This window comes from Amycolatopsis sp. lyj-23, assembly GCF_046549135.1.
Classification (GTDB): domain Bacteria; phylum Actinomycetota; class Actinomycetes; order Mycobacteriales; family Pseudonocardiaceae; genus Amycolatopsis.
Genome location: NZ_JAJPWN010000001.1, coordinates 184,168 through 209,896, shown reverse-complemented (window position 1 = coordinate 209,896; position 25,729 = coordinate 184,168). Strand labels below are relative to the sequence as shown.

Here is a 25,729-nt window from a genome sequence, read left to right as displayed (position 1 = left end):
TGCTTGTGGGCAACTCGGCGCGGTCGCTCCGGCACGGCGCTCGCCACCTCCGGTTCCTCCGCCGCGCCGCGTCGCCGCGCCGCCGCCCGGTGCCCCCGCCGCGCCGCCGCACCCGGCGTGCGGGCGCGACGGCGTTTCGGGAGAACGGTCAGACCAGGGATTCCAGCAGCGCGTGCAGGGTGGCCTTCGGGTCCTGCCCGGCCTCCGTCGTGCGCCACGCGACGAAGCCGTCCGGGCGCACCAGCACCGCACCGTCCGGCTCGACCCCGTAGGCCTTCGCCCAGTCGGCGCCCTCGTCCTCCACCAGCTCACGGCCGATGCGGAACGAGCGCAACGGCACCGCGGTCTCGGTAGCGACCACCGTGGCCGCGTCGTGCCACCTCTCGCCGTCGGGGCCGGCCAACAGCACGTACGAGCCGAAGAACAGCTCGACCGCCGACACGCGCTTGCCGTCGCGGCGGAGCCACACGTGCGGGGCCCGGGTGCCGGGCTGGCCGGTCAGTTCCAGGCGCGGCGTGAGCACCGGGGCGTTCTCGTCCTCGACCGCGATCGCCGAGGACGCGTACCGGTAGCCGAGGGTGACGATGATGTCGTCGACCATCCGGGCCCGGTCCGCTTCCGAGGCGTGGCCGTGGCGGATCCGGTTGCGCAGCAGCGCCTGGTCGGCCATGGCCGTCCCGAGTGGACGCCGCTCGGCGTCGTAGCTGTCGAGCAGGCGTTCGCCGGCCCAGCCGCGCAGGACCGCCGCGAGCTTCCACGCCAGGTTGTGCGCGTCGTGGATGCCCGTGTTGGCGCCGAACCCGCCCGCCGGCGGGTGCACGTGCGCGGCGTCCCCGGCGAGCAGCACCCGCCCGGACCGGAACGTGGTGGCCACCCGCTGGGCGCCCTCCCACGGCACGGTGCCGACGATCTCGACCTCGAGGTCGGGCACCCCGGCCGCGTCCCGCACGACCTGGATGCACCGCTCTTCGGTGAAGTCGGCCGGTGACTCCTCGGCCGGGTCGTACAGCGCGGCGCCGGCCCACGGGTCGCACCCGTGCAGCCGGGACAGCGTCATCACCGTCGGGCCCTTGGTGGCGTAGGCCAGGATGAACTTGCGGTCGTGCATGACGCTTTCCAGGCGCGGGGCCCGGAAGTAGATGCTCAGGGCGTGGAAGACCGTGCCCCGGCCCTCCTGGGTGATCCCGAGCGTGCGCCGGACGAAGCTGCTCGCGCCGTCGGCGGCGACGAGGTAGTCGGCCTCGATCGTGCGCCGCGTGCCGTCGGCGACGGACTCCAGCTCGGCGGTCACCCCGTCTTCGCCGACGGTGAAGGAGACGAGCTTGGTGCCGAACTCCAGCGTGGCACCGCCCGCACGGGCCTGGTCGGCCAGCACGCGCTCGTAACGGTCCTGGCCGCAGCCCATCACCCGCTGCGGGCTGATCTCCGCGCCGTCCAGTGACGGCGACTCGACGACCTCGGCGGTGCCGATCTCGGCCAGCGTCGGGGTGCGCAGGATGCCGCCCTCGAAGTACGGGTGGGAGTCACCCATCTCGAGCGCGCGGATCTCCTTTTCGATGCCCGCCGCGGCGAAGATCTCCAGCGTCCGGGCCTGGATGCCCGGTGCGCGCGGCAGCCACGACGTCGAGTCGCGGCGCTCCACCAGTGTCGGCGCGATGCCGTGCCGGGTCAGGAACAGCGCGGTGGACAGGCCGACCGGGCCGCCGCCGACGACGAGGACGGGTACCCGTGCGGAGCTCATGCGGGCTTCCGGGCGATGACGAGGGTGTCGTGGTCGCCGAGGCGGACGGTGTCCACATCGGACAGCCCGGCCGCGGCGAGGTACTCCTGGCACTCGGCGAGGGTGTACTCGGACCCGCCGGGCGAGAGCAGCTGCATGTTGAGGCTGATCAGCGTGTTCCACGGGTCGGCCGGGGCCGGTTCCAGCAGCATGTCGTAGATCAGCAGCGCACCGCCCGGGTTCACCGCCCGCGCCATCCGCGCCACCAGTTCGGTCCGCTCGGCGGGGCCCCAGTCGTGCAGGACGTGGCCGGTGACGACGACGTCGGCCGCGGGCAGCTCGGTGGTGAACGCGTCGCCGCCGGCGAACCGCGCCCGGTCGGTCAGCCCGAAGCCGGCGATGTGCTCGTCGAACATGGGCTCGATCGGGGGCAGGTCGAACACCGTTCCGGTCAGGTGCGGGTGGTCCTTGAGCACCTGCGCGAGCAGGTTGCCGCGCGCGCCGCCGACGTCGAGCACCGTGCGGTGGGCGCTCCAGTCGAACTTCGACGCCAGTTCCGGCGCCAGCGGCCCGGAAACGGCGTCCATCATCCGCAGGAAGTTCCGCAGGTGGTCGGGGTTGCCCATCATCTTCTCGAAGGCGGCGGCCTGGTCTTCGCGGCCGGCCAGCTGCGGTTCGCCGGTGCGCAGCAGCCCCGAGAGGTTCTCCCACGCCGGGTACATCATCCGGTTCGCGCGTTCGAGGAACGCGCCGCCGTAGGTCGGCTTGGTCTTGTCGAGGTAGGTCTCGGCGGCCGGGCTCGCCGTGTACTTGCCGTCCTCGTGGTGCACGAGTCCGGTGCAGGCCAACGCGGTCAGGAAGTCACGGGCCGCGCGGGGGTGCAGCCCGAGCGCCGCGCACAGCTCCTCCTGGGTCGCGGGCCCGGCCGCCAGCCGGGTGAAGAGGCCGAGCTCGACGGCGGCCAGCACGACCTTCGCTTCGGCGAACGCGATACCCAGCCGGTTGATGTCGTTCAAAGTGGACGGACCGCTCACATCGGTCTCCTTTCGGGGCGTCGGCCCGAACAACACCACCGGGCGCTCGAAAAAGACTCGGGTCCGGTTCTCCCGGCGGCCCTCGCGCGCGTGGCCGGCCGCGCGCGCGAGGCCGCGAGTCCTTCTCCAGCCGTGCTCGAAGCGACGCCCGCATGCTCCGCGCCATGGTCCTAGGTCGCCCACGCTGGTTCGTCACGTTGTTCCTCACGGATATGTGGGAACGCTTCAGCTTCTTCGGCATGATCGCGATCCTCGCGCTCTACGCCGCGGCCCCACCCGCCCGCGGCGGGCTCGGCCTGCCGATGGGAACCGCAGCCGCGCTCTTCGGCGCGTACGTCGGTCTCGTCTTCATGGCCGCCATGCCCGGCGGCTGGCTCGGCGACCGGGTGCTCGGCGAGCGCCGGGCCGTAGTGCTCGGCGGCTCGGGCATCGCGCTCGGGCACTTCACCATGCTCGTCCCGGCCGCCGCCGCGACGTGGGTCGGGCTCGGGCTGATCGCCGCGGGCACCGGGCTGCTCAAGCCGAACATGCTCGCGCTGCTCGGCCGGTTCCACGGACCCGGCCAGAGCGCGCAGCGCGAGTCGACGCTCTCGCTGTTCTACGTCAGCATCCAGCTCTCCGCGCTGGTCGCGCCGCTGGTGACCGGGTTCCTGGGGGAGACCGTCGACTGGCACCTCGGGTTCGCCGCCGCGGGGGTCGGCATGACCTTCGGGATCGCGCAGTTCGTGCTGGGCAGCCGGTCCTTCGGCGACCTGGGCCGCGAACCGGGGCACCCGGCCTCGCCGGCCGAGCGCCGCAAGGCCGGGCTGATCGCGGGGATCTCCGCCGGCGTCGTCGCCGTGCTCGCGGCCGCCGACGTGCTGGCGGGCACGTTCACCCTGATGCACGTCGTGATCGCGATGGGCTTGCTTTCGCTGGTCGCGCCGGTGGCCTACTTTCTCGTCCTGCGCCGCAGCCCCGCGCTGAGCGTGCCGCAGCGCAGCCGGGTGACGGCGTTCGGCTGGGTGCTCGCCGCGACCGCGTTGTTCTGGATGTTCGTCATCCAGGGCAACTCCCTGCTCAGCCTGTTCGCCGAGCACGCGACCGACCGGCGGCTCGGCGGGTTCACCATCCCGGCCGGCTGGTTCGCCTCCGCGACCCCGTTGTTCATGCTGGTGCTCGCGCCGGCGCTCGCGGTGCTGTGGACCCGCGCGGGCGAGCGCATCTCGCTGCCCGTGAAGATCGCCATCGGGCTGGCCGCCGCCGCGGGGTCGATGCTGCTGATGAGCGCCGCGTCGGGGCTCGCCGCCGGCGGCCTGGTCTCACCCTGGTGGCTGATCGCGGTCTACCTGCTGCTCGCCCTCGGCGAGGTGGTGCTCGCGCCGGTCGGCCTCAGCGCTTCGGTGGACGTCGCGCCGTCGACCTTCGCCGGGCGCACGATGGGGCTGTACTGGATGTGCTCGGCCTTCGGCGCCGGCATCGGCAGCCAGCTCGTGCACCTGTCCGCGGTGCTCCCGCGCCCCGTCTACTACCTCGTGCTGGCGGGCGCCGGCCTCGGCTCCGGGCTCGCGCTGGTGCTCGCCCGGCGCTCGCTGACCGCCCGGCTCGCCGTACCCGCCACCGGAGCACCCGCCGCGCCCGCGGTGGCCGTCGCGGCCCGCTGAGTTCCCGCCCGAGGAGCGCCGATTCCCCGCGGAATCGGCGCTCCTCCCGTTGTCCGCCTTCCCGTGCTCGAAAAACCGGCCGGGGAAATAGTGCGGAACGAAATACTTCGGAAAGGAAGTGCCGTGAACCGGACCCGGGATTTCGCCGCATTGACCGTGCTGTGCTTTCTCAACGAGGGCGACCGGCACCCGTACGAGATGCTGCGGCTGATCCGCCAGCGGCACAAGGACAACATCGTCCCCGGGCTGCCGCGCAGCATCTACCGGGCCATCGAGCGGCTGCAGGCCGACGGGCTGATCGAGCCGGTCGAGACCACCCGGGAGGGGCGCCGCCCGGAGCGGACGGTGTACCGCATCACCCCCGACGGCGGCGAGGAGATGGCGACGCAGCTGTCCCGCCTGGTCACCACACCGGAGGAGATCCCGGCCTTCGGCGCGGCGTTGTCGCTGCTCGGGAACCTGGACGCCGACCTGCAGGTGTCGGCGCTGCGGCAGCGCCGGATCCGGCTCGAAGGCCTGCTCGCCGAGTACGCCGCCCAGCTGGCGGCCGCGGGCCCGCACCTGGAGTTCAAGCGCGTGATGGAGCTGGACTACCTGTGCGCCGTCGGGCACGCCGAGCTGGACTGGCTGCGCCGGGTGCTCGCCACGATGAGCGGCGATCCGGCCCGGGCCGGCTGAGCGGGAGAATTCCGCGCGCTGCCCGCGGGAAAACGCGGCCGTATCAAAATTGCGACCAGAGTTCGAACCGTTCTCGAATGCGGCCGACGAACATCGTCCTGCCCGCGAAAAACATCGGGACATCGCTTCAGGGAAGGGCGGCACGGGTGGAACGCACACTCATCGTGGCACGCATGGATCCGGGTTCGGCGGAATCGGTGGCCGGGATATTCGGCGAGTCCGACGCCGGGGAGCTCCCGGCGACGGTGGGCGTGACGGCGCGGTCGCTGTTCTCCTACCAGGGCTTGTACTTCCACCTCATCGAGGCCGAACGGCCGCTGGCCGAAGGGCTCGCCGCGGCCCGCAAGAGTCCCTTGTGGACCGACATCAACACCAAGCTCGACGCGTTCATCACCCCGTACGACCCGCAGACCTGGCGCGGTCCGGCCGACGCGATGGCGCACCGCTTCTACAGCTGGCGGGCCGCCTGATGGGACAGCTCAAGGTGGCGTCCTACGCCGACGCCGAGCCCAACCGCCGCCGCGGCGGCGAGCTGCGGGTCGTCCTCGGCCCCAAGACCGCCGGCGCCACGACCGGCTTCCTCGGGGTGCTGACCCTGCGTCCGGGCGAGTTCGTCTCGGAGCACTACCACCCCTACTCCGAGGAGTTCCTCTACGTCACGCGCGGCGAGCTGACCGCCCGCGTCGACGGCGCGGCTTACGTCCTGCGTCAGGGCGAAGGCCTGGTCGTGCCGAAGAACGCCCGCCACCGGGTGGAGAACCACACCGGCGAGCCCGCCGAGGCGGTGTTCCACCTGTGCCCGCTGGCCCCGCGCCCGGAGCTCGGCCACGTCGACACCGAGGAGCTGCCGGCGCCGGCCGAGGCCCAGCCGGCCGTGGGGGCACCGTGACGAGGACCGCGGTCATCACCGGCATCGGCGTCGTCGCCCCGGGCGGCATCGGCACCAAGGCCTTCTGGGCGTTGCTCACCGAAGGCCGCACCGCGACCCGGCCGATCTCGGCCTTCGACGCGACGGGGTTCCGCTCGCGCATCGCGGCCGAGTGCGACTTCGAGGGCGAGCTCTACGGCCTGACCACCGAGGAGTCCGGGCGCCTCGACCGCGCGGCGCAGTTCGCGCTGGTCTGCGCGGACGAAGCCGTGCTCGACAGCGGCCTGGACCCGGGTGCGCTCGACCCGTACCGGCTCGGCGTCACGATCGGCAGCGCCGTCGGCGCCACCATCGGGCTGGAGAACGAGTACCTCACCGTCTCGGCGGCGGCCCGCGACTGGGTCGTCGACCCGGCCAAGGCCGCCCCGCAGCTCTACGAGTACCTCGTCCCGAGCAGTTTCGCGGCCGAAGTCGCCTGGCGCTGCGGCGCACAGGGCCCGGTCGCCACGATCTCCACCGGCTGCACCTCCGGGCTCGACGCGATCGGCCACGCCGCCGGGCTCATCGAGTCCGGCGAGGCGGACGTCATGCTCGCCGGGGCCACCGACGCGCCGATCTCGCCGATCACCGTCGCCTGCTTCGACGCGATCAAGGCCACGTCCCCCGACAACGACGACGCCGCGCGCGCGTCCCGGCCGTTCGACCGCACGCGCAACGGGTTCGTGCTCGGCGAAGGGGCCGCCGTCTTCGTCGTCGAGGAAGCCGAAAGCGCCCGGCGGCGCGGCGCGCACGTCTACTGCGCGGTCTCCGGCTTCGCGACCAGGGCGAACGCCTACCACATGACGGGGCTGAAACCCGACGGCCGCGAGCTGGCCGAGGCCATCGAGGTCGCGCTTCGCCGGGCCGGGCTGCCCGGCGACCGCGTCGGGTACGTCAACGCCCACGGTTCGGGCACCAAGCAGAACGACCGCCACGAGACCGCCGCGGTCAAACGCAGCCTCGGCGCGCACGCCTACCGCGTGCCGGTCAGCTCGATCAAGTCGATGATCGGGCACTCGCTCGGCGCGATCGGCTCGCTGGAGGTCGCGGCCTGCGCGCTGGCGCTGGAGCACCAGGTCGTACCGCCGACGGCGAACCTGCACGAACGCGACCCCGAGTGCGACCTCGACTACGTGCCGAACGTCGCCCGGGAGACCGGGCTGGACACCGTGCTCTCCGTCGGCAGTGGCTTCGGCGGGTTCCAGACGGCCGTCGTCCTGACCCGGGAGCCGGTGTGACGACGGCGACTGTGACGACGGCCACCGCCGTGATCACCGGCATCGGGGTGGTCGCACCCAACGGCGTCGGCGTCGAGGACTTCTGGGCGAACGTGCTGGCCGGGCGCAGCGGGCTCGCGCCGGTGACCCGGTTCGACGCCACGGGCTACCCGGTCTCCCACGTCGGCGCGGTACCCGACGAGGCGGACGCCCTGCCGAACCGGGTCACCGTGCAGACCGACCGCTGGACCCGGCTCGCCATGATCGCGACCGAGGAGGCCCTGCGCAACGCGGGCATCGGCGCCGCGGGCGAACGGGACTTCGACGACTACGACCTCGCCGTGATCACCGCCAGTTCGTCCGGCGGCAACGAGTTCGGCCAGCGCGAGATCGAGCGGCTGTGGAGCAGCGGACCGGAATACGTGTCGGTGTACCAGTCGATCGCGTGGTTCTACGCGGCGACCACCGGCCAGCTGTCCATCCGGCACGGGATGCGCGGCCCCAACGGCGTCGTCGTCGCCGAGCAGGCGGGCGGCCTGGACGCGCTCGCGCAGAGCCGGCGGGTACTGCGCACCGGCACCAAGGCCGTGGTCACCGGCGGCACCGAGGCGGCGCTGTCGCCGTACGCGCTGGTGTGCCAGGGCGCCGCCGGGCAGCTCACGAGCGGCGAGTACCTGCCGTTCGACGTGCGGGCCTCCGGCCACGTGCCGGGCGAGGGCGGCGCGATCCTGGTGCTGGAGGACGAAAGCTCCGCCCGCGCCCGCGGGGTGTCCGAAGGGTACGGACGGGTCGCGGGGTACGCGGCGACGTTCGACCCCCGGCCGGGCTCCGGCCGCCCCGGCGGGCTGCTGCGGGCGATCACCGGCGCGCTGGCGGACGCGGGCCTGCGGCCGTCCGATGTGGACGTCGTGTTCGCCGACGGCGCGGGGACGCGAGCACGCGACGCCGAGGAAGCCGCGGCACTGGCCGGGGTGTTCGGCGCCCGCGGGGTGCCGGTCACGGTGCCGAAGACGATGACCGGGCGGCTGGCCGCCGGCGGCGCGCCCCTCGACGTCGCCTGCGCGCTGCTGGCCATGCGCGACGGCGTCCTGCCGCCGACCATCGGCGTCACCGAACCCGCCTACGAGCTCGACCTGGTCACCGAGCCCCGGCCCGCGCGGGTGCGGACCGCGCTGGTGCTGGCCCGCGGCTTCGGCGGGTTCAACTCGGCGCTCGTGCTCACCCGCTGAAACCCCGACCACGAAGGAGGAGAACGTGCTCACGTTCGAAGATCTGAAACAGGTCCTGCGCACGTGCGGGACCGACGAGTCCGTCGACCTGGACGGCGACATCCTGGACGTCGAGCTGGCCGACCTCGGCTACGACTCGCTCGCGGTGCTCGAAATCGCGGCGCGGCTGCAGCAGCGTTCCGGGCGCGAAATCCCGGAGGAGGTCACCGCCGAGTCGATGACCCTGCGGCAGCTGCTGGGCTACATCAACAACCCCGTTGGGATCGCCTGAGATGGCCGCGCACACGGACAACAGCGTGTTCATCGAGGCGCCGATGGAGCTGGTCTGGCAGCGGACCAACGACGTCGAGTCGTGGACCGAGCTGTTCGACGAGTACGGCGAGGCCACGGTGCTCGACCGCGGCGACGACCGGATCACCTTCCGGCTCGCGCTGCACCCGGACGAGAACGGCAAGGTGTGGGCGTGGGTGTCCGAACGGCGCCTCGACGAGGCGGCCCGCACCACGCTGTCGCACCGCGTCGAGACCGGCCCGTTCAAGTACATGACGCTGTTCTGGGAGTACACCGAGGTCGCCGGCGGGGTGCGGCTGCGCTGGGTGCAGGACTTCGAGATGAAGCCCGGTGCGCCGCTCGACGACCACGCGATGGCCGCCCGGATCAACGGCAACAGCGTCCGGCAGCAGGCGCGGATCAAGCGGCTCCTCGAACAGGCCGCGCGCGAAGCCGAAGTGCCGGTCTGAGCGCATGGGCTACCAGATCGCCGCGCTGCTCGCGCTGGTCTGCGGCGGGATCGCCGCGGGCGACATGTTCTGCACGACCGTCGGGCTCGCGCCGATGATGCAGGTGCTGTCCTACCGGCGGTACGTCGAGATGGTGCAGTACCTGCAGCCGCGGTACGACCCGGCGATGCCGATCATCAACGCGGTCGCGCTGCTGGCCAACGTGGTCGCCGCGATCACCGCGCCCTCGGGCGCCTGGTTCGTGGTCGCCGCGGTGCTCGTCGCGTCGGTGATCGCGGTGTCGGTCGCCAAGGCCGTGCCGATCAACCGGTTCGTGCTGAAGCTCGACCCGGCGGACGAACCGCCGGACTGGCCCAGCCGGGACCCGCGGGCGCGCTGGAAGGCGTGGAACACCGCCCGCACGGTCCTGATGGCGGCCGCGCTGCTCGCCGACGGCATCGCCGTCCTGTACTGACACTGCGAAGGAGAGACATGAGCATCAGGCTCGACGGCAAACGGGTGCTGGTCACCGGCGGGACCGGCGGGATCGGCCGCGGCCTGTCCCACGCGTTCGCCGGGGCGGGCGCCGGCCTCGTCACCTGCGGGCGGTCGGACGCCGAAGCCGCCGCCAAGATGTCCCGCGAGCTCAAGGAGATCGGCGGGGAACACCACGTCGTGCTCGCCGACGTCACCCGGCCCGACCAGGTCGACACGCTCCTCGAAGAGTGCCGGACGCGGCTGGGCGGGCTGGACGTCCTGGTCAGCAACGCCGGCGCGATCAGCCACATCCCGTTCGGCGAGCTGCCGCTCGAGGAGTGGAAGCGCGTCCTCGACACGAACCTGACCGCGGCCTACCTGCTGATCTCGAAGGCGCTGCCGCTGCTTTCCGACGGCGCGTCGATCGTGCTGATCGGCTCCCGCGTGGCGACCGTCGGGATCCCGCTGCGGGCGCACTACACGGCGTCGAAGTCGGCGCTGATCGGGCTCGCGCGGTCGCTGGCCAAGGAGCTGGGCGGCCGCCGGATCCGGGTCAACGTGGTGGCGCCCGGCGTGATCGAGACGCCGGAACGCCCGCTGCCGGACGAAGTCAGGCAGCGTTACCACCAGCTCACGGCGATCGGCAGGCTGGGCAGCCCGGCGGAGATCGCCAACGCGGTGCTGTTCCTGGCCAGCGACCTGTCGTCCTACATCACCGGCGAGACCGTCCACGTCGACGGCGGAATCTGAAAGGGAACACGATGGCCGACACCGAGGTCTTCCGCGTCATGCTGCGGATGGAGGTCCTGCCCGGCAAGGGCGAGGAGTTCGAGAAGGTCTGGTACGAAAGCGCCGGCACGATCACCGGCCAGCGCGCCAACCTCGGCCAGTGGCTCTCCCGCGGCGACGAGGAGGAGGGCGTCTACTACATCGTCAGCGACTGGGTCAACGAGGAGCTGTTCCGCGAGTACGAGCGCAGCGAGGAGCACCTGGTGCACCGCGGCAAGCTGCACCCGTACCGCAGCAAGGGCTCCATGCAGACGATGCGGGTGGTGCACAACCTGACCGGGGCCGGCGCCGGGGCCCGGGCGTGAGCCGGGTCCGGGTGCTGATCTACGCGTCGGCGCCGGAGGGTGACGCCGGCGGCGTCACCGAGGCCTACCACCGCATCAGCACGGAGCTGTCCGGCACGCCGGGCCTGCTCGGCAACGAGCTGATGCAGTCGCTGGGCGAGGCCCGCTCGTTCGTCGTGATGAGCGAGTGGGCCGACCTGGACGCCTTCCGGGAGTGGGAGACCGGACCGAGCCACCGCGGCACGACTTCGCCGCTGCGGCCCTACCAGGACGCCTCACGGGGCAGCGCGTTCGGTCTCTACCAGGTTGTGGCCAGCTATTAGGAGTCCGTTGTGGAGGCCATTGTGGATGCCGTGCTCGAGGTGCTCGTGCTGGCGGGCAGCGGGATCGCGGCCGGCGTGCTGTTCTGCGTGGCGCTCAGCGTGGTGCCCGCGTTCCGGGGCATGGAGCCCGAGCAGTACGTGGCCGCCCACCGGCTCATCGGGAAGAACTACGACCCGGTGATGCCGCTGACCGTGCTGGGGACCGCGGTGGCCGACGCCGTGCTGGCGATCACCAGCGCCTCAGTCCTTTTCGGACTGGCCGTGGTGCTGCTGCTCGGCGTGTCCGCGGTGTCGCACCTGGCCAACGTGCCGATCAACCGGTCGGTCAAGACGCTCGAAACCGTCCCGTCCACTTGGGACGACCCGCGCCCGCGGTGGCGCAACTGGAACCTGCTGCGGACCGGTCTCGCGATCGCCGCGCTGCTGGTCAACGCGATCGCCGTGGTCGCGGCCGGATAGGAGGCAATGCGTGGAACTGGGGTTGAAGGGCAAGCGGGCGCTCGTCACGGGCGGCACCCGCGGGATCGGCCGGGCCGTGACGCTCGGGCTGGCGTCGGCCGGCGCGACCGTGGTCGCCGTGCACCGGGAAGACACCGCCGCCGCGGAGTCGCTGCGGCGGGAGCTCGCCGAGCTCGGCGGCAGCGTCGTGCGCGCCGACGTGACCGTCGCGGCGGAGGTCGCGCGCGTCGCGGAAACCTGCCGGGAGCAGCTGGGCGGGCTGGACGTGCTGGTGAACAACGCGGGCGTGCACGGGCACACCCCGCTGGCCGGGCTGGACCTCGCCGAGTGGACCCGGCTGATCGACACCGACCTGACGTCGATGTTCCTGGTCACCCAGGCGTGCGTGCCCCTGCTGGCCGAAGGCGCCAGCGTGATCAACGTGGGTGCCTCGGCGGCGTTCCGCGGGATGGCGGGCACGGCGCACTACACCGCGGCGAAAGCGGGCGTGGTCGGCCTGACCCGGTCGCTGTGCAAGGAGTTCGGCGGGATCAGGGTCAACACGATCGCGCCGGGCGTGATCGACACCGGCGACGAGCTCCCGCCGCCGGTCGCCGAGCGGGTCAAGCGGATGACCGCGCTGGGCCGGCTCGGCACCCCGGAAGAGGTCGCCGGCGCGGTGCTGTTCCTCGCCAGTGACCTGTCGGCCTACGTCACCGGCGCGCTGCTGGCCGTCGACGGCGGAATGTGAACCAGGAGGCTTTGCCATGCCCTACGCGGCCATCACCTACGACATCAAGCCCGGCTTCGAAGACGAGATCGCGGAGATCTTCGCGAACTTCAAGCGGGCCGATTCGCCGATCATGCGCGACGAGAGCGGCGCCGAGGTCGGCAGGCTCCTCGGCACCGCGGTGTTCATCCGCGACGCGCAGCTGGTCCGGTTCATCCACTACGAAGGCGACTTCTCCCAGATCGGCAGGCACATGGCCCGCCAGGAGGGAGTGCACCTGGTCGAGGAGCAGCTGAAGCCGTACCTCGCTTCGGAGCGCAACACCGAGACGCCCGAAGGCTTCCGGCAGCACTTCGCCAAGAGCGTGATGCGGTGCATCTCGCAGATCTCGGTACCGCCGGCCGCGTTCGCCGCGAGCTGAGGCCATGGACACCAAGACGATCGCCGTGCTCGGCCTCGGCGTGATGGGCTCGGGCATGGCGGCGAGCCTGCTCGGCCACGGTTACCTGGTGCTGGTGCACAACCGCACGGCCGCCAAGGCGGCCCCGCTGCTCGACCGCGGCGCCGAGCTCGCCGCTTCGGCCGAGGCCGCGGTGGCGGGCGCCGACCGCGTGCTGCTCAGCCTCGCCGACGAGCCGGCGGTGGACGCGGTGCTGGCCGCGGCCGGGCCCGCGATCCGGCCCGGGCTGCTCATCGTGGACACCTCGACGGTGTCGGCCGGGTACTCCCGGGCGCTGACCGCCCGGCTCGCGGCCGCCGGCGTGACCCGGATCGAGGCGTGCGTGCTGGGCAACCCGGCGCAGGCCGCGGCCGGGGAGCTCCGGGTCCTCGCCGCCGGCGCCCGCCCGGGCGTCGAGTCGGCGGACGACGTGCTGTCGGCGATCGGCCGCGAGGTGTCCTACCTCGGCCCGGCGGGCAACGCGGCCACCACGAAACTGGTGTTCAACCTCCTGCTGGGCGGCCAGGTCGCGGCGCTGGCCGAGGCGGTCAACTACGGCGTGGCGGCCGGCCTCGACCGCGACCGCCTGCTGGCGGCGATCGGCGCGAGCGGCTTCAGCTCGAAGGTCCTGTCGTTCCGGGCGGAGCTGATGCGCTCGCGCCGCTACGAGCCGGCTGCGTTCCGCTCCGCCCTGATGGCCAAGGACCTGAAGCTGGGCACCACCGCGGCGGCCGAAGCGGGTGTCGGGACACCGGTGCTGACCGCGGCCGCACTGGCGTACGAGGCGGTGGTCGCGGCCGGAGCGGGCGACGCGGACGCCGCGATCCTCATCGATCTCGCGGACGAGGTGACCGGCGTCGGCCGGGGTTCGGCGGTTCGCGCCGACGCGGACTCCGCTGCCGACGTGGTGAATGCCGCGGGCGCGGTGACCGGCCGGGCGGCCGAGGCCCGCACCGACACCGCAGACCTCGCCGCCGACCCGGATCCCGCCGGTCGGCGCGACGGCGAGCCGGTCGCCGCGATCCTCATCGACACCCCGGGAGGTCCCGCGTGACGCTCACCCAGCCCGCGCTCACCCAGCCCGCCCTCCTCCGCTCACTGGACGAGCCCGCCCTCGAAGTGGCCGAAGCCGGGCGGAAGGCCGCCCGGCTGGCGCAGCTGCGGCAGGCCGGTTTCCCGGTGCCGCCGGGGCTGGTGCTCACCGTCGCCGCGTTCGAGGCGGGCGAGTTCTCGGCCGAGGTGCTCGCCGCGCTGCAGTCGGTGGCCGGGCACTTCGGCGACGTGCCGCTGGCCGTGCGGTCCTCGGGCGTTGCCGAGGACGGGGACGAGCAGTCCCACGCCGGGCAGTACGAGACCGTACTCGGTGTGTCCGGGTTCGACGAGCTCGTCGCGGCCGTGCGCACCTGCTGGGAGTCGGCCGACACCGCCCGGCTGCGCGAATACCGCGGCCGCGCGGACCGGCCGGGGCTGGCCGTGCTGGTCCAGCCGCTGGTCGCGGCCGTCGCCGCCGGGGTGGCGTTCACCGCCGACCCGGTCACCGGCGCGCGCGGCACGGTCCGCGTCGACGCCGTGCCGGGGCTCGGCGACCAGCTGGTCTCCGGCCGGGCCGTGCCGGACGAATGGGCCGTCACGGACACGCCCGCGCTGGTCCGCGGGCCGCACGGGGTGCTGACCGCGGAGCAGGCCGGCCGCGTCGCGGACCTGGCGCGCCGCGTCGAGGCCGACGCCGGCTCGCCGCAGGACATCGAATGGGCGTGGGCCGGCGACGACGTCGTCCTGCTGCAGGCGCGCCCGATCACGGCGCTGCCCGCCGCGGGGCCGGCGCCGGTCGCGATCGAGTTCGAGGTGCCGCCGGGGTTCTGGCTCCGCGGCGGGTACACGCTCAAGCCGCTGTCACCCATGAACACCTCGACCTTGATCCGGGCGGTCAACCGGACCAGCTCGAACCTGTTCACCTACGCGTTCGGCGAGCGGGTCGAGGTGCGCAACCTCGGCGGCTGGTCCTACGTGCGGATCGTGCCGCTGGCCTCGGTGGACGCGGTGCGCGAGCGGGCGGCGGAGGTGGTCGCGGCCGGCCGGGCCGACAAGCACGGCGAGATCGTCGACCGGTGGTACGCCGAGTGGCTCCCGGGACTGCGCGCCGCCCTGACCGGAGTCCGGTCGGTGGTCCTCGGCGAGCTGCCGGGGCCGGAGCTGATCGCGGAACTGGACCGGCGGGTCGAGCTGGCCTACGAGGCCCAGCGGCTGCACTTCCTCGTCGGCGGCGTGTCCAGCATGGTCTGGGGCGAGCTCGGCGTCGTCTGCCGTGACCTGCTCGGCTGGGGCGCCGCGGAGATCCTGCCGATGCTGACCGGGCTCCCCGGCCGGGCGGCCGAGCCCGCGCGGGAGCTGACCCGCCTGGCGCGCCTCGCCGAAGGCGACCCCGGCGTGCTCGAGGAGCCGTCCGGCGAATTCGCCGAAGCGTTCGACGCCTACCTCGTCGAGTACGGCCAGCGCTGTCTCGGCGCGGACCTCGCCGAGCCGTCGCTGGCGGAACAGCCGCGGCTGGTGCTGAGCCTGATCCGGGACCGGCTGGACGCGGGCACCGATCCGGAGGCCGCCGCGGCGGCGGCCGTCGCCGAGCGCGAGGTGACCGTCGTGGCGGCCCGCGCCCGGCTGTCCGGAGCGGAGCTCGCGCGGTTCGGACGCGCGCTGGCCCGCGCGCAACGCGCGTTCCCGCTGCGCGACGACACCGGGTTCGAGGCGCACGTCGCCTGGGCGCAGGTCCGGTACGCGCTGCGGGAAGTGGCGGCCCGGCTGGTCGCGGGCGGACAGCTGGCCGACGTCGACGACATCTTCCTGCTCACTTTGGACGAAGCACGCGCCGCCTTCGCTTCCGGTGCGCCGCAGCAGGATCTGGTGTCGCTGCGCGCCGGGCAGCAGGCGTGGTCGCAGGCCCACCTCGGCCCGCAGACCTACGGCGAGTACCAGAGCGGGCCCGACCGGGAGGCCGTGCTGGCCGAACTGGCCCCGGCCGACCGCGCGGTGCTGGAGCCGATGTTGTGGATCGACTCGGTGTCCGAGCTGGGCGCCGGGCACCGGGCGGCGGCGGGCGACCGGCTGCTGCGCGGGACGGCGGCGTCGGCGGGCCGGTACACCGGCGTCGTGCGGGTGGTGATCAGCGAGCGCGAGTTCGCGAAGCTGCGCCCCGGCGACGTGCTGGTCTGCCCGGAGACGACGCCGCAGTGGTCGGTGCTGTTCGGCGGCATCGGCGCCCTCATCACCGACACCGGCGGGCTGCTCTCGCACCCGTCGATCCTCGCGCGCGAGCACGGCATCCCGGCCGTGGTGGCGACCGGCAACGCGACCGAGGTCCTGCGCGACGGCCAGCTGGTCACCGTGGACGGGACGACCGGCGCGGTCGAGGTCCTCGGCGCGTCCTGACCGGCCACGTCCTTCTTCCCCGGAGTGTCCCATGCGAATCCTGGTGACCAGCTACCCCGCCGTCTCCCACCTCTACCCGGTGGTGCCGCTCGCCTGGGGGCTGCGGGCCGCCGGGCACGAGGTGCGGGTGGCGGCGGCGCCGTCGTTCGCCGACGCGGCGCGCCGCACCGGGCTCCCGGTGCTGCCGCTGGGCGAGGACGTGGACGGAACGGTGGCCTGGCAGGGGTTCGACCCCCGCGCGGGCGACCGCACCGAGCGGACGATGCGGATGTTCCGCCTGACCGCCGAGGGCTGGGCCGGCGCGCTCGTGGCGGTCGCCCGCGACTGGGCGGACGCCGTCCTGTTCGACCCGCGCGAGTACGCCGGCCCGGTCGCGGCCGCGGTGGCGGGCATCCCGTCGGCGCGGGTGCTCTACGGGGTCGACCACACCTACGCCCAGCGCGCGGGGGAGTGGCCCCTGCTGGCGCCGCTGTGGGCCGACTGGGGCCTCGGCGAGCCGGATCCGTCCGGCACGGTGACGATCGATCCGTGCCCGGCGGCCCTGCAGGTGGAAACCCCGGGTTCGACGTGGCCGTTGCGCACCATCCCCTACAACGGCTCGGCCGTGGTCCCCCGAGTGGCCGCCCCGGCGGGCCGTCCCCGCGTCTGCCTGACCTGGGGCGCGTCGTTCGGGGGCACCACGGGCAACCTGGACCCGGTCCGGGTGGCGCTGGCCGGGCTGCTGCGCTGCGGGGCCGAGGTGCTCGTCGCGGTGGCCCGCGGCCAGCGGCCCCTGCTGGGCGAGCTGCCCGACGGCGTCCGGGTGCTGGAATCGGTGCCGCTGCACACGATCCTGCCCGGCTGCGCCCTGGTCGTGCACCAGGGCGGCGCGGGCACGGCGCTCACGGCCGCGGCCTGCGCGGTGCCGCAGCTGGTGGTCCCGTTCAAGGGCGACCAGGTCACGCACGCCGGCCGGGTGGCGGCCGCGGGCGCGGGCGTCCTGCTCCCGGCGGCGGAGCTCACCCCGGAGGCGGTCGCTTCGGCTGCGGCCGGGGTGCTCGCGGACGCGGGTTACGCCCGGCGGGCGGCGGAGATCGCGGCGGAGAACCAGTCGCGTCCGGCCCCAGCGGCGGTGGTGGCGCAGCTGGAGTTCCTCCTCCGGTGAGGCGGGCGGTGCCGGCGGGGGAGTGGTTGCCCGCCGTCGCGGGTCCCGAGCGCCCCAAGGTGGCCTTCGGTGCGTGAGACGCACCCAAGGCGGCCTTCGGTGCTCCATCCATGCCCCCACCACCGCCCTCAACGGAGGCGCTCCGCGCCGCAGTCCTGGTTCAACGCAACCAAGGCCGCCTTGGGGCGCTTGAGCCGGGTCGCCGTCAACGAACCTCGGATGCGCGACACCTGGTGCCGGCCGGGGTGGCCGGACCGGCCGCACACAGACGGGAACGGCCGACACGCCGGGGAGTACCCCGTGTCGGCCGTTCCGTTCACCGTATGCACTTCTCCTGGCGGCAAGCCCGCCGTTCGCCGGTTCCGGCGGGGCGGTCCTCCACGAAACCACTCCGCCGGTCCCGGTCGCCGCTCAGCCGGGGACGGCGATCCCCGTCTCCGCCTCGCGCGGGATGGCGACCACCTGGAGCAGGTGCGACGGCCGTTCCGCCCCGGTGCAGAAGTCCTTGAACAGCGGCGGCAGGGAGTAGTGGAACTCCGGGCCGTCGGCCTGGACCCGCACGCGCAGCATGTTCGCCGCCACCAGCCGGTCGAGGGCGTCCTCCGCCTCGCGTTCGCTCGCGTCCACCACCGCGACCGCGTTCTTCGCCGTGAAACAGTCCAGTCCGGACTCGCACAGCCGGGTCAGCACCTGCCGGTCCCGTGGCTCGAGCGCGGCGAGGTCCTCCCGGAACGGCCCGTGCAGGTCGACACCCGCGGCCTGCAGCTCCGGGCGCAGGCCGTCGTCGCCGATGACGCGGGCCGCCAGCTTGGTCACCGGCCAGTGCCGGTTGACCGACAGCCGCTCGCCCAGCGCGCGCAGCGCCACCGGGAGACCGCCGCAGCGGTGGACCACCGCGGCCAGCGTGCCCCGCTCGTGCAGGATGTTCCGCGAAGTGACCACCTTGGACATCAGCGCGACACCGTCGTCGGTCGACATCGGCTCCAGCAGCATCGGCACCAGCCCCGGCAGGGAGCCGGTGAGCCGCCGTCCGGTGGCCAGCACCACCCAGCGGCCGCCGGGCAGGAGCGGCCGGATCTGCGCGGCCGACGAGACGTTGTCCAGCAGGATCAGCCCGCAGCCGCCGGCGGTCCTGGTGCGGAACAGCTTGGCGCGCTCGGCCTCGCCCACGGGCACCTCCGCCGCGGGGACCCCGAGATCGGTCAGGAAGCTCCCGAGGACGTCGGCCGGCTCGGTGTCCGGGCCGAACTCGGCGAACAGCTGGCCGTCCGGGAAGCGCGACCGGGCCGCGTGCGCGGCCCGCACCGCGAGCACCGTCTTGCCCACCCCGGTCATCCCGGTCACCGCGAACGTCCGGCCGGCCGACCCCTCGGGGGTGAGGAGCCGGTCCAGCTCGGCCAGCTCGGCGGTCCGGCCGGTGAAGTCCGACAGGTCCGCGGGCAGCTGCGCCTGGACGATGTTCCGCGGCGAAGGCACCGTCCCCGCCCGCACCACCGGCGTCGTCTGGCGCAGCGAGGGGGAGTCCGAGAGGACGTTCTGGTGCAGCCGCTGCAGGGTCGGCGAGGGGTCGATGCCCAGTTCGTCGTCGAGGCAGCGCCGGACCTCGTGGTAGACCTGCAACGCCTGCGAGCGCCGGTCGCACCGGTACAGCGCGAGCATCAGCTTTGCGTACAGGTCCTCGTGCAGCGGGTACTTCGCGATCAGCCCGCGCAGCTCGCCGACCAGCTCGTGGTGCCTGCCGATCTGCAGGTCGGCCTCGACCCGCATGCCCAGCGCCTGCAACCAGGCCTCGTTGAGCTTCGCGGCGTGCGCGTCGAGCAACGGTCCACGCTGGACGTCGCACAACGCGTCGCCCCGCCACAGCGCGGTCGCCCGGTGGAGCAGCTGCGAGGCCCGCAGCGGGTCACCCGCCTCCAGCGCGTCCTTGGCGGTGCCGGCCAGCTGCTCGAACTCGTCGGCGTCGACGCTGCCCGGCGCGATCCGGGCCAGGTAACCCAGCGGTTTCGTCACCAGCACGCCGTCGTGGCTGTTGCCGGCGGCGCAGAACAGCTTGCGCAGCTGGTAGATGTAGGTCTGCAAGGTGGTCAGTGCGCTCGCCGGCGGGTTCTCCGGCCAGATCTCCTCGATGAGCGAGGTCACCGGCACCAGGCCGCCGTGGCAGAGGACCAGCAGCGCCAGGACGCTGCGCTGCTTCGGTGCGGTCGGTGTGAGCAGCCTGTCTTCGTGGGTCACCTCGAAGGTGCCCAGGGTATTGAATCTCATGACTTCCCCCAGCGGTAGGCATAAGAACATGTAACCGGAGGATAGTGATTCGACTATCCGACGGCACGCCGAAATAGCCGACCGCTATCCCCAGTTCGGTGCAAAAGGGCTGCCCTCACCCCAGATTTAGCGCTTTCGCACCGTGCGGCTGACAGTATTCGCCGGTGGTGGCGGTGTCAAGATTTCCCCGAGAGGGCCAAACGTTGGTGGGGAGAGCTCCAGGGCGACCGGCTCGCGGCCGGTGAAGTCGCGGTGAGCAGCGAAGACCCGATGACCCGGGCGATTCGCGCGTATTCGCCCGTGTTTCCCGTTAGATCCGGTTTATCCCGATGGTCGGGTGCGTCACGAGCGGTGAATATAAATGCACACGCGGTGTTCGCGGTGGTAACAATTGCCGTGAATATCAATTCTATCTTAAGTCGTCACAATATGAAAAGAGAAGCGCCTCTCGGAACCGGGGGGAGTTCCGAGAGGCGCTGAGGGGAGGCTCGCTTCAGTGGGTGGCGACGAACTCCTTGAGCGTGCCGATGACGAACTCGATCATTTCCGGGGTGATGCCCGGGTACACGCCGATCCAGAACGTCCGCTCGGTGACGATGTCGCTGTTGGCCAGCGAGCCGGAGATGCGGTGCGGCCGGTCGAGGTAGGCCGGGTGCCGGGTGAGGTTGCCGGCGAACAGCCGCCGGGTCCGGATCGCGTTGGCCTCCAGGTGGGCGATCACCTCGCCGGCGGTGAAGCCCGCGTCCGGGCGCACCGTGATCACGAACCCGAACCAGCTCGGGTCGCTGCCCGGGGTCGGCTCGGGCAGCAGCAGGCCCGGCAAGCCGTCGAGGCCTTCGCGCAGCTGCTGCCAGTTCTGCTTCCTCGCCTCGACGAAGTCGGGCAGTTTCGCCAGCTGGCTGAGCCCCAGCGCGGCCTGCAGGTCCGTGCTCTTGAGGTTGTACCCGAGCTGCGAGAACACGTACTTGTGGTCGTAGCCGGGTGGCAGCGTGCCCAGGGAGAAGTCGAACCGCCGCAGGCAGCGGTCGTCCTCGCCGGGCTCGCACCAGCAGTCGCGGCCCCAGTCGCGCAGGGACCTCGCCAGCCGCTCCAGCTTCAGGTCCGAAGTCAGCAGGCAGCCGCCCTCGCCCATGGTCAGGTGGTGGGCCGGGTAGAAGGACACGGTGGCGAACTTGCCGAACGTCCCGGTCAGCCGGCCCTGGTAGGTCGACCCGATGGCGTCGCAGTTGTCCTCGATCAGGTAGCACCCGTGCCGCTCGGCCAGCTCGGCGATCTCCGCGACCGGGAAGGGGTTGCCGAGGGTGTGCGCGATCATGATCGCGCGGGTGCGCGGCGAGAACGCGGCTTCGACCCGTTCGGCCGTCGTGTTGTAGGTGCCGAGTTCGATGTCGACGAACACCGGGACGAGGCCGTGCTGCAGGATCGGGTTCACCGTGGTCGGGAACCCGGCCGCGACGGTGATCACCTCGTCGCCGGGCCGCAGCCGGGCGTCGCCGAGCTGGGGCGAGCACAGCGCGCTGATCGCCAGCAGGTTCGCCGAGGAGCCCGAGTTGGTGAGCAGCGCCTTGCGCCGCTTGAGGGTCCTGGCGAACGACGACTCGAACTTGGCCGCGATCCCGCCGGAGGCGATCCGGAGGTCGAGCGCGGCCGCGACCAGCGCCACGCGGTCGTCCGCGTCGAGCACCGCGCCCGAGGACAGGATCGGCGTCTCGCCGGGGACGAACTTCTCCGGCCCGGGGGCCTGTGCTTGGTGGTAGCCGCGGACCTGCTCCAGCAGGAGCGATCTCGCTGAATCGGCCATGTCGTATCCCCTGCTCTCGGGTGACGGAAAGCTGCCGAAGTGTCGCGATGGCGGCTATAGACCCGCTCGACCCCGGCTCGCGAGCGGGCGGCTGGACGGCGAATCCAGTGCGGCCCGATGGCGCCTTGGTCCGGTGTGGCCGTGATCAATGGGCTCGCCCGCGCGCAAGGGTGCCGCGGACGTGACGTGCTGGAGGAAGTGTGAGCACTGGCGGCCGGCGGCCGAGGGCGATGCGCGTGCTGTTCGTCATGTGGGGCTGGCGCACCCACCTGCATCCGGTCGCCCCGCTGGCGTGGGCGCTGCGCGGAGCCGGGCACGAGGTCAGAGTGCTCGGTCAGCCCGCGCTCGGCCCGGCGATCACCGAGCTCGGGCTGACCGCGGTCGCCGCCGGCCCCGACGTCGACGTGCTGCCGGATTTCCGGCAGTTCGTCCTGCCCGCCGAAGCCGGGCCCGCGCCGGCGCCGCCGGCCGACGGGGTGCCACGGGCGTTGAAGCTGTTCGCGCGGCTGGCCGGGGAGATGGCGGGCGACGCCGTGCGGTTCGCCCAGGCCTGGCGGCCCGACCTCGTGGTCGCCGAACCGACGGCGTTCGCCGGGCCGCTGGTGGCGGCCGCGCTCGGGATCCCGTCGGTCCGCCACCTCTACGGGCCCGACCTGGTGGCGCGGGCCGCCCGGTTCCTGCCCGGCCTGCTGGAACCGATCGGGGGACGGCTCGGGGTCGGGCCGGTCGACCCGCTCGCCGGCACCACGATCGACCCGACCCCGTCGTGCCTGCACGCCCCGGGCGACCTGCCGCGGCGGCTGGTCCGCTACCTGCCGTGCTCGGGTCCGGAGCGGGCCGAGGTGGTGCTCGGCCCGGTGGCGCGGCCCCGGGTGTGCGTCACCTGGGGGCACACGATGGAGCTGCTCGGGCCGGAGTACTTCCTCGCGGGGGAGACCGCCCGCGCGGTGGCCGAACTGGACGTGAACGTCGTGCTGGCGGTTTCGGCGCGGCAGCGCGCGCTGCTCGGCGACCTGCCGCCCACCGTGTCGGTGTTCGTCGACCCGCCGCTGGACCGGCTCCTCGCCCACTGCGACGTGCTGGTGTCCCAGGGCGGCGCGGGCAGCGTCCTGACCGGGCTCGCCGCCGGGCTGCCCCAGGTCGCCGTCGGGCAGCTGCCGGACCACCTGGCGATCGCGCGGCGGCTCGAGGCCGCGGGCGCGGGCCGCGCGCTGGCGGCCGCGGAGTTCAGCGCGGCGGCGGTGGCCGGCGCGGTGTTCGACGTGCTGCAGCGCAGCGGGTTCGCGGCGGCGGCGCGCCGGGCGCGGCTGGAGAACGAGGACCGGCCCGCCCCCGCCGACCTCGTCGCGGACCTGCGGTCGCTCGCCGGGAGGTGAGCGATCCTCCAGCCGTGCCCCAAGCGCGGCTGCGAGGTTCAGGACATTCGGCGTCTCAGAAAGGAAGTACGCGAATGCGCGTGCTGTTCTCCGCGTGGGCGTGGCCCCCGCACTACTACCCGATGGTTCCGCTGGCCTGGGCGCTGCGCAACGCGGGGCACGAGATCCGGGTCGCCGGTCCGCCCGCGCTCGCCGAGGCGATCACCATGTCCGGCCAGCCCGCCGTCGAAGTCGGCGAAGACTGCGACTTCAGCCAGCTGACGCGCGACACGATGCACATCGACCGGGACGCGCCGGCGACGGTGGAGCTGTGGAAGCAGCTGCGCAAGCCCAAGGGCGAACGCGCGCTGCGGATGTTCGTCGACATCGCCGAGACGATGGTCGACGGCCTGGTCGAGTTCGCCCGCGCCTGGCAGCCGGACCTGGTCGTGCACGGCCCGACCACCTACGCCGGCCCGATCGCCGCCGCGGCGGTCGGGGTGCCGAACGTGCGGGTGCTGATGGCGCCGGACATCGCCTACCGCGGCCGGGACATCGAGCCGGTCCTGCTGCGCCCGCTCGCCGAGCGCTTCGGCGTCACCGAGTTCAGTCCACAGGGGACGCTCACGGTGGACCCGTGCCCGCCGAGCATCCAGCTCCCGACGGACTACCCCAAGCAGCTCATGCGCTACATCGCCTACAACGGGCCGGCCGAGGTGCCGGAGTGGCTGCTGGAGCCGCCGTCGAAGCGCCGGGTGTGCATCACCTGGGGCACCACCCTGGCGAAGGTGAACCCGAACCTGGTGCTGGCCGGGCAGATGCTGGAGGCGGTCGCCGGGATCGACGCCGAGGTCGTCGTCACCGTCGCGCCTTCGCACCGCGAGCACCTGGGCCCGATCCCCGACGGCATCCGGGTGGTCGACGCGCTGCCGCTGCACCTGCTGCTGCCGACCTGCGACCTGATGATCCACCAGGGCGGCAACGGCACCACGATGACCGGGGTCGTCAACGGCGTCCCGCAGCTCATCGTGCCGCAGTTCCCCGACCAGGCGTTCGTCGCGAACCAGCTGGCGCCGACCGGGGCGGCCGCGGTGCTGCTGCCCGAGGACGCCGGGCCCGACACCGTCCGCGGGCTGGTCACCGACCTGCTCGAGAACCCCCGCTGGCGGGCCGACGCCCGGCGGCTGGCCGACGAGGCCAACGCCCAGCCCGCGCCCACCGAGATCGTGCCGGTGCTGGAACGTCTGGCCGCACGCGAGCACGCCACCGTCTGAGAGGTGAACCATGCTGGCACGCAAGGATCTTCCCCCCGAGTTCGCGGCCTGGAACGAGAAGTGGGGCGCGCCCTACGGACACCGGTCCGCGCGGCTGCTCGCCGAGGGCAAGCGGCCGATGCAGCGGCCGCTGGAAGCGCTGGCCGATCCGGCGAACCCGGACTACGGCCCGTTCGCCTTCCAGTACGCGAGCGGCACGCGGGTGCACGAGTACCCGTGGGCGTTCGCCGTCGCGGAGTTCACCCCGGGCATGCGGGTGCTCGACGTCGGCAGCGGGCTGAGCGGCCTGCAGTTCGTCGCCGCGCTCGAAGGCTGCTCGGTGGTCAACGTCGACCCGTCGGCCCGTGAGGACTACAACGTCTGGACCGACCCGGGCTACCTGCCGCTGTCGCCGCGCGAGCACCAGCTGCTCAACACCACCTTCGGCACCGACGTCGAGCTGGTCGCCGCCCGCCTGCAGGACGCGGACCTCGAGCCGGAGTCGTTCGACCGGGTGCTGTGCCTGTCCGTCCTGGAGCACGTGGACCTCGCCGAAGGCGCGGACATCGTGCGGGCGAGCACCCGGCTGCTGAAGCCGGGCGGCAAGCTGGTCCTGACGGTGGACGCCTTCCTGGACCTCCGGCCGTTCGGCGTGCTGGAGCAGAACATGTGGGGCATCAACCAGGACGTCGGCGCGCTGATCGAGGCGAGCGGGCTGGAGCTGGAGACCGGCGACCCGCGGGAGCTGCTCGGCACGCCGGAGTTCGACTTCGAGCACGTGGTGAAGTCGCTGCCGGAAGTGCTCGTCTCCGCGATGTACCCGGTGATGAGCCAGTCGCTCGTGCTGCGCAAGCCCGTGTGATGGCGGGACTGCGAACCCCCGCCCGGCCCGTCGTGGCCGGGCGGACGGCGTCGGTCGTGACGGCGACCGGGCTGCGGAAGGTCTACCCGGCGAAACGGGGCCCGGTCGAGGCCGTCGCCGGGATCGACCTCGACGTCCGCGCGGGGGAGTTCTTCGGCCTGCTCGGCCCGAACGGCGCCGGGAAGTCGACCACGATCGGCATGCTGACGACCCTGGTGCGGCCCACCGCCGGCAGCGTGCGCATCGCCGGCTTCGACGCCGAGCGCGAGCCGGTCCAGGTGCGACGGCGGATCAGCCTGGTGAGCCAGACCAACTCCGTCGACCGGGAGCTGACCGTCGAGGAGAACCTGCGCTACCGGGCCCGGTACTGGGGCGGCACCCGCGCGGCGGCGCGGCGGCGCGCGGACGAGCTGCTCGAGCAGTTCGGCCTCGGCGACCGCCGCGGCGCGATGTTCTACCAGCTCTCCGGCGGCCAGCTGCGCCGGATGATGATCGCGCGGGCGCTGGTGCAGCGGCCGGAGATCCTCTTCCTCGACGAACCGACCGCGGGCATCGACCCGCACAGCCGGGTCAACGTCTGGGACGTGCTCGGCGAGCTGCACGCCTCGGGCCAGACGATCGTGCTCACCACGCACAACATCGAGGAGGCCGAGCGGTTCTGCCGCCGCGCGGCGATCATCGACGGCGGCCGCGTGCTGGTGTGCGACGAAGTGTCGTCGTTGATCGCCTCCGCGGGCGGGATGTCCCTGGTGACCGCGACCTACGACGGCCCGGTGTCCGAACTGGACTTCGGCGCGCTGCCGGTGGTGCGGGACGGCGCTTCGGTCCGGGTGTCCACGTCGGAGACCGACGGGCTGATCGCGGAGCTGGTCGCTCTGGGTGCCGCGGCGGGCCGCCGGTTGCTGGACGTGACCACGGCCCGCCCCAGTCTCGAAAGCGCGTTTCTCAGCCTGACCGGAAGGGCGTACCGGGCATGACCACGATCAGCACGCCGGCGGTGTC

General features: G+C 73.0%; 26 protein-coding genes. 22 read left to right on the top strand and 4 right to left on the bottom strand.

Annotated elements, in window-relative coordinates:
• Nucleotides 1-148: 148 nt before the first annotated feature.
• Nucleotides 149-1,741, bottom strand: coding sequence for an FAD-dependent monooxygenase (locus tag ACLJPY_RS00945; protein ID WP_410586033.1), 1,593 nt, complete (start codon nt 1,739-1,741; stop codon nt 149-151).
• Nucleotides 1,738-2,754, bottom strand: a complete 1,017-nt coding sequence (locus ACLJPY_RS00940) for a methyltransferase (protein WP_410586032.1) — start codon at nt 2,752-2,754, stop codon at nt 1,738-1,740. Before ACLJPY_RS00940 ends, ACLJPY_RS00945 begins: the two co-directional genes overlap by 4 nt.
• Nucleotides 2,755-2,918: 164 nt before the next feature.
• Here ACLJPY_RS00940 and ACLJPY_RS00935 point away from each other — a divergent pair, with 164 nt between their 5' ends.
• The 18 genes from ACLJPY_RS00935 (at nt 2,919) to ACLJPY_RS00850 (ending at nt 17,194) form a co-directional block, all read left to right on the top strand.
• Entirely contained in the window at nt 2,919-4,397 is a 1,479-nt protein-coding gene (locus ACLJPY_RS00935) for a peptide MFS transporter (protein WP_410586031.1), read from the top strand.
• Nucleotides 4,398-4,520: 123 nt separating this feature from the next.
• Entirely contained in the window at nt 4,521-5,075 is a 555-nt protein-coding gene (locus tag ACLJPY_RS00930) for a PadR family transcriptional regulator (protein ID WP_410586030.1), read from the top strand.
• A gap of 173 nt (nt 5,076-5,248) precedes the next feature.
• The gene (locus ACLJPY_RS00925) at nt 5,249-5,545 is read left to right on the top strand and encodes a TcmI family type II polyketide cyclase (RefSeq protein WP_410586029.1); all 297 of its coding nucleotides are present in this window, start codon (nt 5,249-5,251) and stop codon (nt 5,543-5,545) included.
• Nucleotides 5,545-5,964, top strand: a complete 420-nt coding sequence (locus ACLJPY_RS00920; RefSeq protein WP_410586028.1) for a cupin domain-containing protein — start codon at nt 5,545-5,547, stop codon at nt 5,962-5,964. The genes ACLJPY_RS00925 and ACLJPY_RS00920 overlap by 1 nt, the downstream gene beginning before the upstream one ends.
• On the top strand, nt 5,961-7,220 hold the full coding sequence (locus tag ACLJPY_RS00915) for a beta-ketoacyl-[acyl-carrier-protein] synthase family protein (protein ID WP_410586027.1): 1,260 nt from the start codon (nt 5,961-5,963) through the stop codon (nt 7,218-7,220). Before ACLJPY_RS00920 ends, ACLJPY_RS00915 begins: the two co-directional genes overlap by 4 nt.
• Nucleotides 7,217-8,428 (top strand): ketosynthase chain-length factor, encoded by a 1,212-nt coding sequence (locus ACLJPY_RS00910; RefSeq protein ID WP_410586026.1) that lies wholly within the window; start codon nt 7,217-7,219, stop codon nt 8,426-8,428. The genes ACLJPY_RS00915 and ACLJPY_RS00910 overlap by 4 nt, the downstream gene beginning before the upstream one ends.
• 25 nt (nt 8,429-8,453) lie before the next feature.
• The gene (locus ACLJPY_RS00905) at nt 8,454-8,699 is read left to right on the top strand and encodes an acyl carrier protein (RefSeq protein ID WP_410586025.1); all 246 of its coding nucleotides are present in this window, start codon (nt 8,454-8,456) and stop codon (nt 8,697-8,699) included.
• A 1-nt stretch (nt 8,700) separates the two neighbouring features.
• Nucleotides 8,701-9,168 carry an SRPBCC family protein gene (locus ACLJPY_RS00900; RefSeq protein ID WP_410586024.1) on the top strand — a complete coding sequence of 156 codons (468 nt, stop codon included), beginning with the start codon at nt 8,701-8,703 and terminating at the stop codon, nt 9,166-9,168.
• 4 nt (nt 9,169-9,172) lie between these two features.
• Nucleotides 9,173-9,622, top strand: a complete 450-nt coding sequence (locus tag ACLJPY_RS00895) for an anthrone oxygenase family protein (RefSeq protein ID WP_410586023.1) — start codon at nt 9,173-9,175, stop codon at nt 9,620-9,622.
• Nucleotides 9,623-9,639: 17 nt separating this feature from the next.
• Nucleotides 9,640-10,374 (top strand): SDR family NAD(P)-dependent oxidoreductase, encoded by a 735-nt coding sequence (locus tag ACLJPY_RS00890; protein ID WP_410586022.1) that lies wholly within the window; start codon nt 9,640-9,642, stop codon nt 10,372-10,374.
• Between the two features lie 11 nt (nt 10,375-10,385).
• A complete protein-coding gene (locus tag ACLJPY_RS00885) occupies nt 10,386-10,718 on the top strand; it encodes an antibiotic biosynthesis monooxygenase family protein (RefSeq protein ID WP_410586021.1) in 333 nt (110 codons plus the stop codon).
• Nucleotides 10,715-11,020 carry an antibiotic biosynthesis monooxygenase family protein gene (locus ACLJPY_RS00880; RefSeq protein ID WP_410586020.1) on the top strand — a complete coding sequence of 102 codons (306 nt, stop codon included), beginning with the start codon at nt 10,715-10,717 and terminating at the stop codon, nt 11,018-11,020. The genes ACLJPY_RS00885 and ACLJPY_RS00880 overlap by 4 nt, the downstream gene beginning before the upstream one ends.
• A 9-nt stretch (nt 11,021-11,029) precedes the next feature.
• Nucleotides 11,030-11,479, top strand: coding sequence for a DUF1772 domain-containing protein (locus ACLJPY_RS00875; RefSeq protein WP_410586019.1), 450 nt, complete (start codon nt 11,030-11,032; stop codon nt 11,477-11,479).
• A gap of 10 nt (nt 11,480-11,489) precedes the next feature.
• Nucleotides 11,490-12,209, top strand: coding sequence for an SDR family NAD(P)-dependent oxidoreductase (locus ACLJPY_RS00870; RefSeq protein ID WP_410586018.1), 720 nt, complete (start codon nt 11,490-11,492; stop codon nt 12,207-12,209).
• Nucleotides 12,210-12,225: 16 nt separating this feature from the next.
• On the top strand, nt 12,226-12,609 hold the full coding sequence (locus ACLJPY_RS00865) for a SchA/CurD-like domain-containing protein (protein ID WP_410586017.1): 384 nt from the start codon (nt 12,226-12,228) through the stop codon (nt 12,607-12,609).
• 4 nt (nt 12,610-12,613) lie between these two features.
• The gene (locus tag ACLJPY_RS00860) at nt 12,614-13,681 is read left to right on the top strand and encodes an NAD(P)-dependent oxidoreductase (protein ID WP_410586016.1); all 1,068 of its coding nucleotides are present in this window, start codon (nt 12,614-12,616) and stop codon (nt 13,679-13,681) included.
• Nucleotides 13,678-16,050: a PEP/pyruvate-binding domain-containing protein gene (locus ACLJPY_RS00855; protein ID WP_410586015.1), complete on the top strand. Its 2,373-nt coding sequence runs from the start codon at nt 13,678-13,680 to the stop codon at nt 16,048-16,050. Before ACLJPY_RS00860 ends, ACLJPY_RS00855 begins: the two co-directional genes overlap by 4 nt.
• A gap of 31 nt (nt 16,051-16,081) precedes the next feature.
• Nucleotides 16,082-17,194, top strand: a complete 1,113-nt coding sequence (locus tag ACLJPY_RS00850; protein WP_410586014.1) for a nucleotide disphospho-sugar-binding domain-containing protein — start codon at nt 16,082-16,084, stop codon at nt 17,192-17,194.
• A gap of 411 nt (nt 17,195-17,605) precedes the next feature.
• On the opposite strand, the gene ACLJPY_RS00845 is transcribed toward ACLJPY_RS00850, so the two are convergent.
• Together ACLJPY_RS00845 and rfbH are read right to left on the bottom strand one after the other, a co-directional pair.
• The gene (locus ACLJPY_RS00845) at nt 17,606-19,456 is read right to left on the bottom strand and encodes a BTAD domain-containing putative transcriptional regulator (protein ID WP_410586013.1); all 1,851 of its coding nucleotides are present in this window, start codon (nt 19,454-19,456) and stop codon (nt 17,606-17,608) included.
• 493 nt (nt 19,457-19,949) lie between these two features.
• Complete coding sequence (rfbH, locus tag ACLJPY_RS00840) at nt 19,950-21,257, bottom strand: lipopolysaccharide biosynthesis protein RfbH (protein WP_410586012.1); 1,308 nt, start codon at nt 21,255-21,257, stop codon at nt 19,950-19,952.
• A 200-nt stretch (nt 21,258-21,457) separates the two neighbouring features.
• Here rfbH and ACLJPY_RS00835 point away from each other — a divergent pair, with 200 nt between their 5' ends.
• The 4 genes from ACLJPY_RS00835 (at nt 21,458) to ACLJPY_RS00820 (ending at nt 25,704) form a co-directional block, all read left to right on the top strand.
• Nucleotides 21,458-22,633: a nucleotide disphospho-sugar-binding domain-containing protein gene (locus ACLJPY_RS00835; RefSeq protein WP_410586011.1), complete on the top strand. Its 1,176-nt coding sequence runs from the start codon at nt 21,458-21,460 to the stop codon at nt 22,631-22,633.
• Between the two features lie 74 nt (nt 22,634-22,707).
• Entirely contained in the window at nt 22,708-23,886 is a 1,179-nt protein-coding gene (locus ACLJPY_RS00830) for a nucleotide disphospho-sugar-binding domain-containing protein (protein ID WP_410586010.1), read from the top strand.
• A gap of 10 nt (nt 23,887-23,896) precedes the next feature.
• Nucleotides 23,897-24,727, top strand: a complete 831-nt coding sequence (locus ACLJPY_RS00825; RefSeq protein ID WP_410586009.1) for a class I SAM-dependent methyltransferase — start codon at nt 23,897-23,899, stop codon at nt 24,725-24,727.
• On the top strand, nt 24,727-25,704 hold the full coding sequence (locus tag ACLJPY_RS00820; RefSeq protein ID WP_410586008.1) for an ABC transporter ATP-binding protein: 978 nt from the start codon (nt 24,727-24,729) through the stop codon (nt 25,702-25,704). Before ACLJPY_RS00825 ends, ACLJPY_RS00820 begins: the two co-directional genes overlap by 1 nt.
• The last annotated feature ends 25 nt before the right edge of the window (nt 25,705-25,729 follow it).

What these genes read in the sequence shown, in the direction of transcription:
- ACLJPY_RS00945 (WP_410586033.1), bottom strand. Translation starts at nt 1,741, where the DNA reads ATGAGCTCCGCACGGGTACCCGTCCTCGTCGTCGGCGGCGGCCCGGTC.
- ACLJPY_RS00935 (WP_410586031.1), top strand. Translation starts at nt 2,919, where the DNA reads ATGGTCCTAGGTCGCCCACGCTGGTTCGTCACGTTGTTCCTCACGGAT.
- ACLJPY_RS00925 (WP_410586029.1), top strand. Translation starts at nt 5,249, where the DNA reads ATGGATCCGGGTTCGGCGGAATCGGTGGCCGGGATATTCGGCGAGTCC.
- ACLJPY_RS00920 (WP_410586028.1), top strand. Translation starts at nt 5,545, where the DNA reads ATGGGACAGCTCAAGGTGGCGTCCTACGCCGACGCCGAGCCCAACCGC.
- ACLJPY_RS00900 (WP_410586024.1), top strand. Translation starts at nt 8,701, where the DNA reads ATGGCCGCGCACACGGACAACAGCGTGTTCATCGAGGCGCCGATGGAG.
- ACLJPY_RS00895 (WP_410586023.1), top strand. Translation starts at nt 9,173, where the DNA reads ATGGGCTACCAGATCGCCGCGCTGCTCGCGCTGGTCTGCGGCGGGATC.
- ACLJPY_RS00890 (WP_410586022.1), top strand. Translation starts at nt 9,640, where the DNA reads ATGAGCATCAGGCTCGACGGCAAACGGGTGCTGGTCACCGGCGGGACC.
- ACLJPY_RS00885 (WP_410586021.1), top strand. Translation starts at nt 10,386, where the DNA reads ATGGCCGACACCGAGGTCTTCCGCGTCATGCTGCGGATGGAGGTCCTG.
- ACLJPY_RS00865 (WP_410586017.1), top strand. Translation starts at nt 12,226, where the DNA reads ATGCCCTACGCGGCCATCACCTACGACATCAAGCCCGGCTTCGAAGAC.
- ACLJPY_RS00860 (WP_410586016.1), top strand. Translation starts at nt 12,614, where the DNA reads ATGGACACCAAGACGATCGCCGTGCTCGGCCTCGGCGTGATGGGCTCG.
- ACLJPY_RS00850 (WP_410586014.1), top strand. Translation starts at nt 16,082, where the DNA reads ATGCGAATCCTGGTGACCAGCTACCCCGCCGTCTCCCACCTCTACCCG.
- ACLJPY_RS00845 (WP_410586013.1), bottom strand. Translation starts at nt 19,456, where the DNA reads ATGAGATTCAATACCCTGGGCACCTTCGAGGTGACCCACGAAGACAGG.
- rfbH (WP_410586012.1), bottom strand. Translation starts at nt 21,257, where the DNA reads ATGGCCGATTCAGCGAGATCGCTCCTGCTGGAGCAGGTCCGCGGCTAC.
- ACLJPY_RS00830 (WP_410586010.1), top strand. Translation starts at nt 22,708, where the DNA reads ATGCGCGTGCTGTTCTCCGCGTGGGCGTGGCCCCCGCACTACTACCCG.
- ACLJPY_RS00825 (WP_410586009.1), top strand. Translation starts at nt 23,897, where the DNA reads ATGCTGGCACGCAAGGATCTTCCCCCCGAGTTCGCGGCCTGGAACGAG.
- ACLJPY_RS00820 (WP_410586008.1), top strand. Translation starts at nt 24,727, where the DNA reads ATGGCGGGACTGCGAACCCCCGCCCGGCCCGTCGTGGCCGGGCGGACG.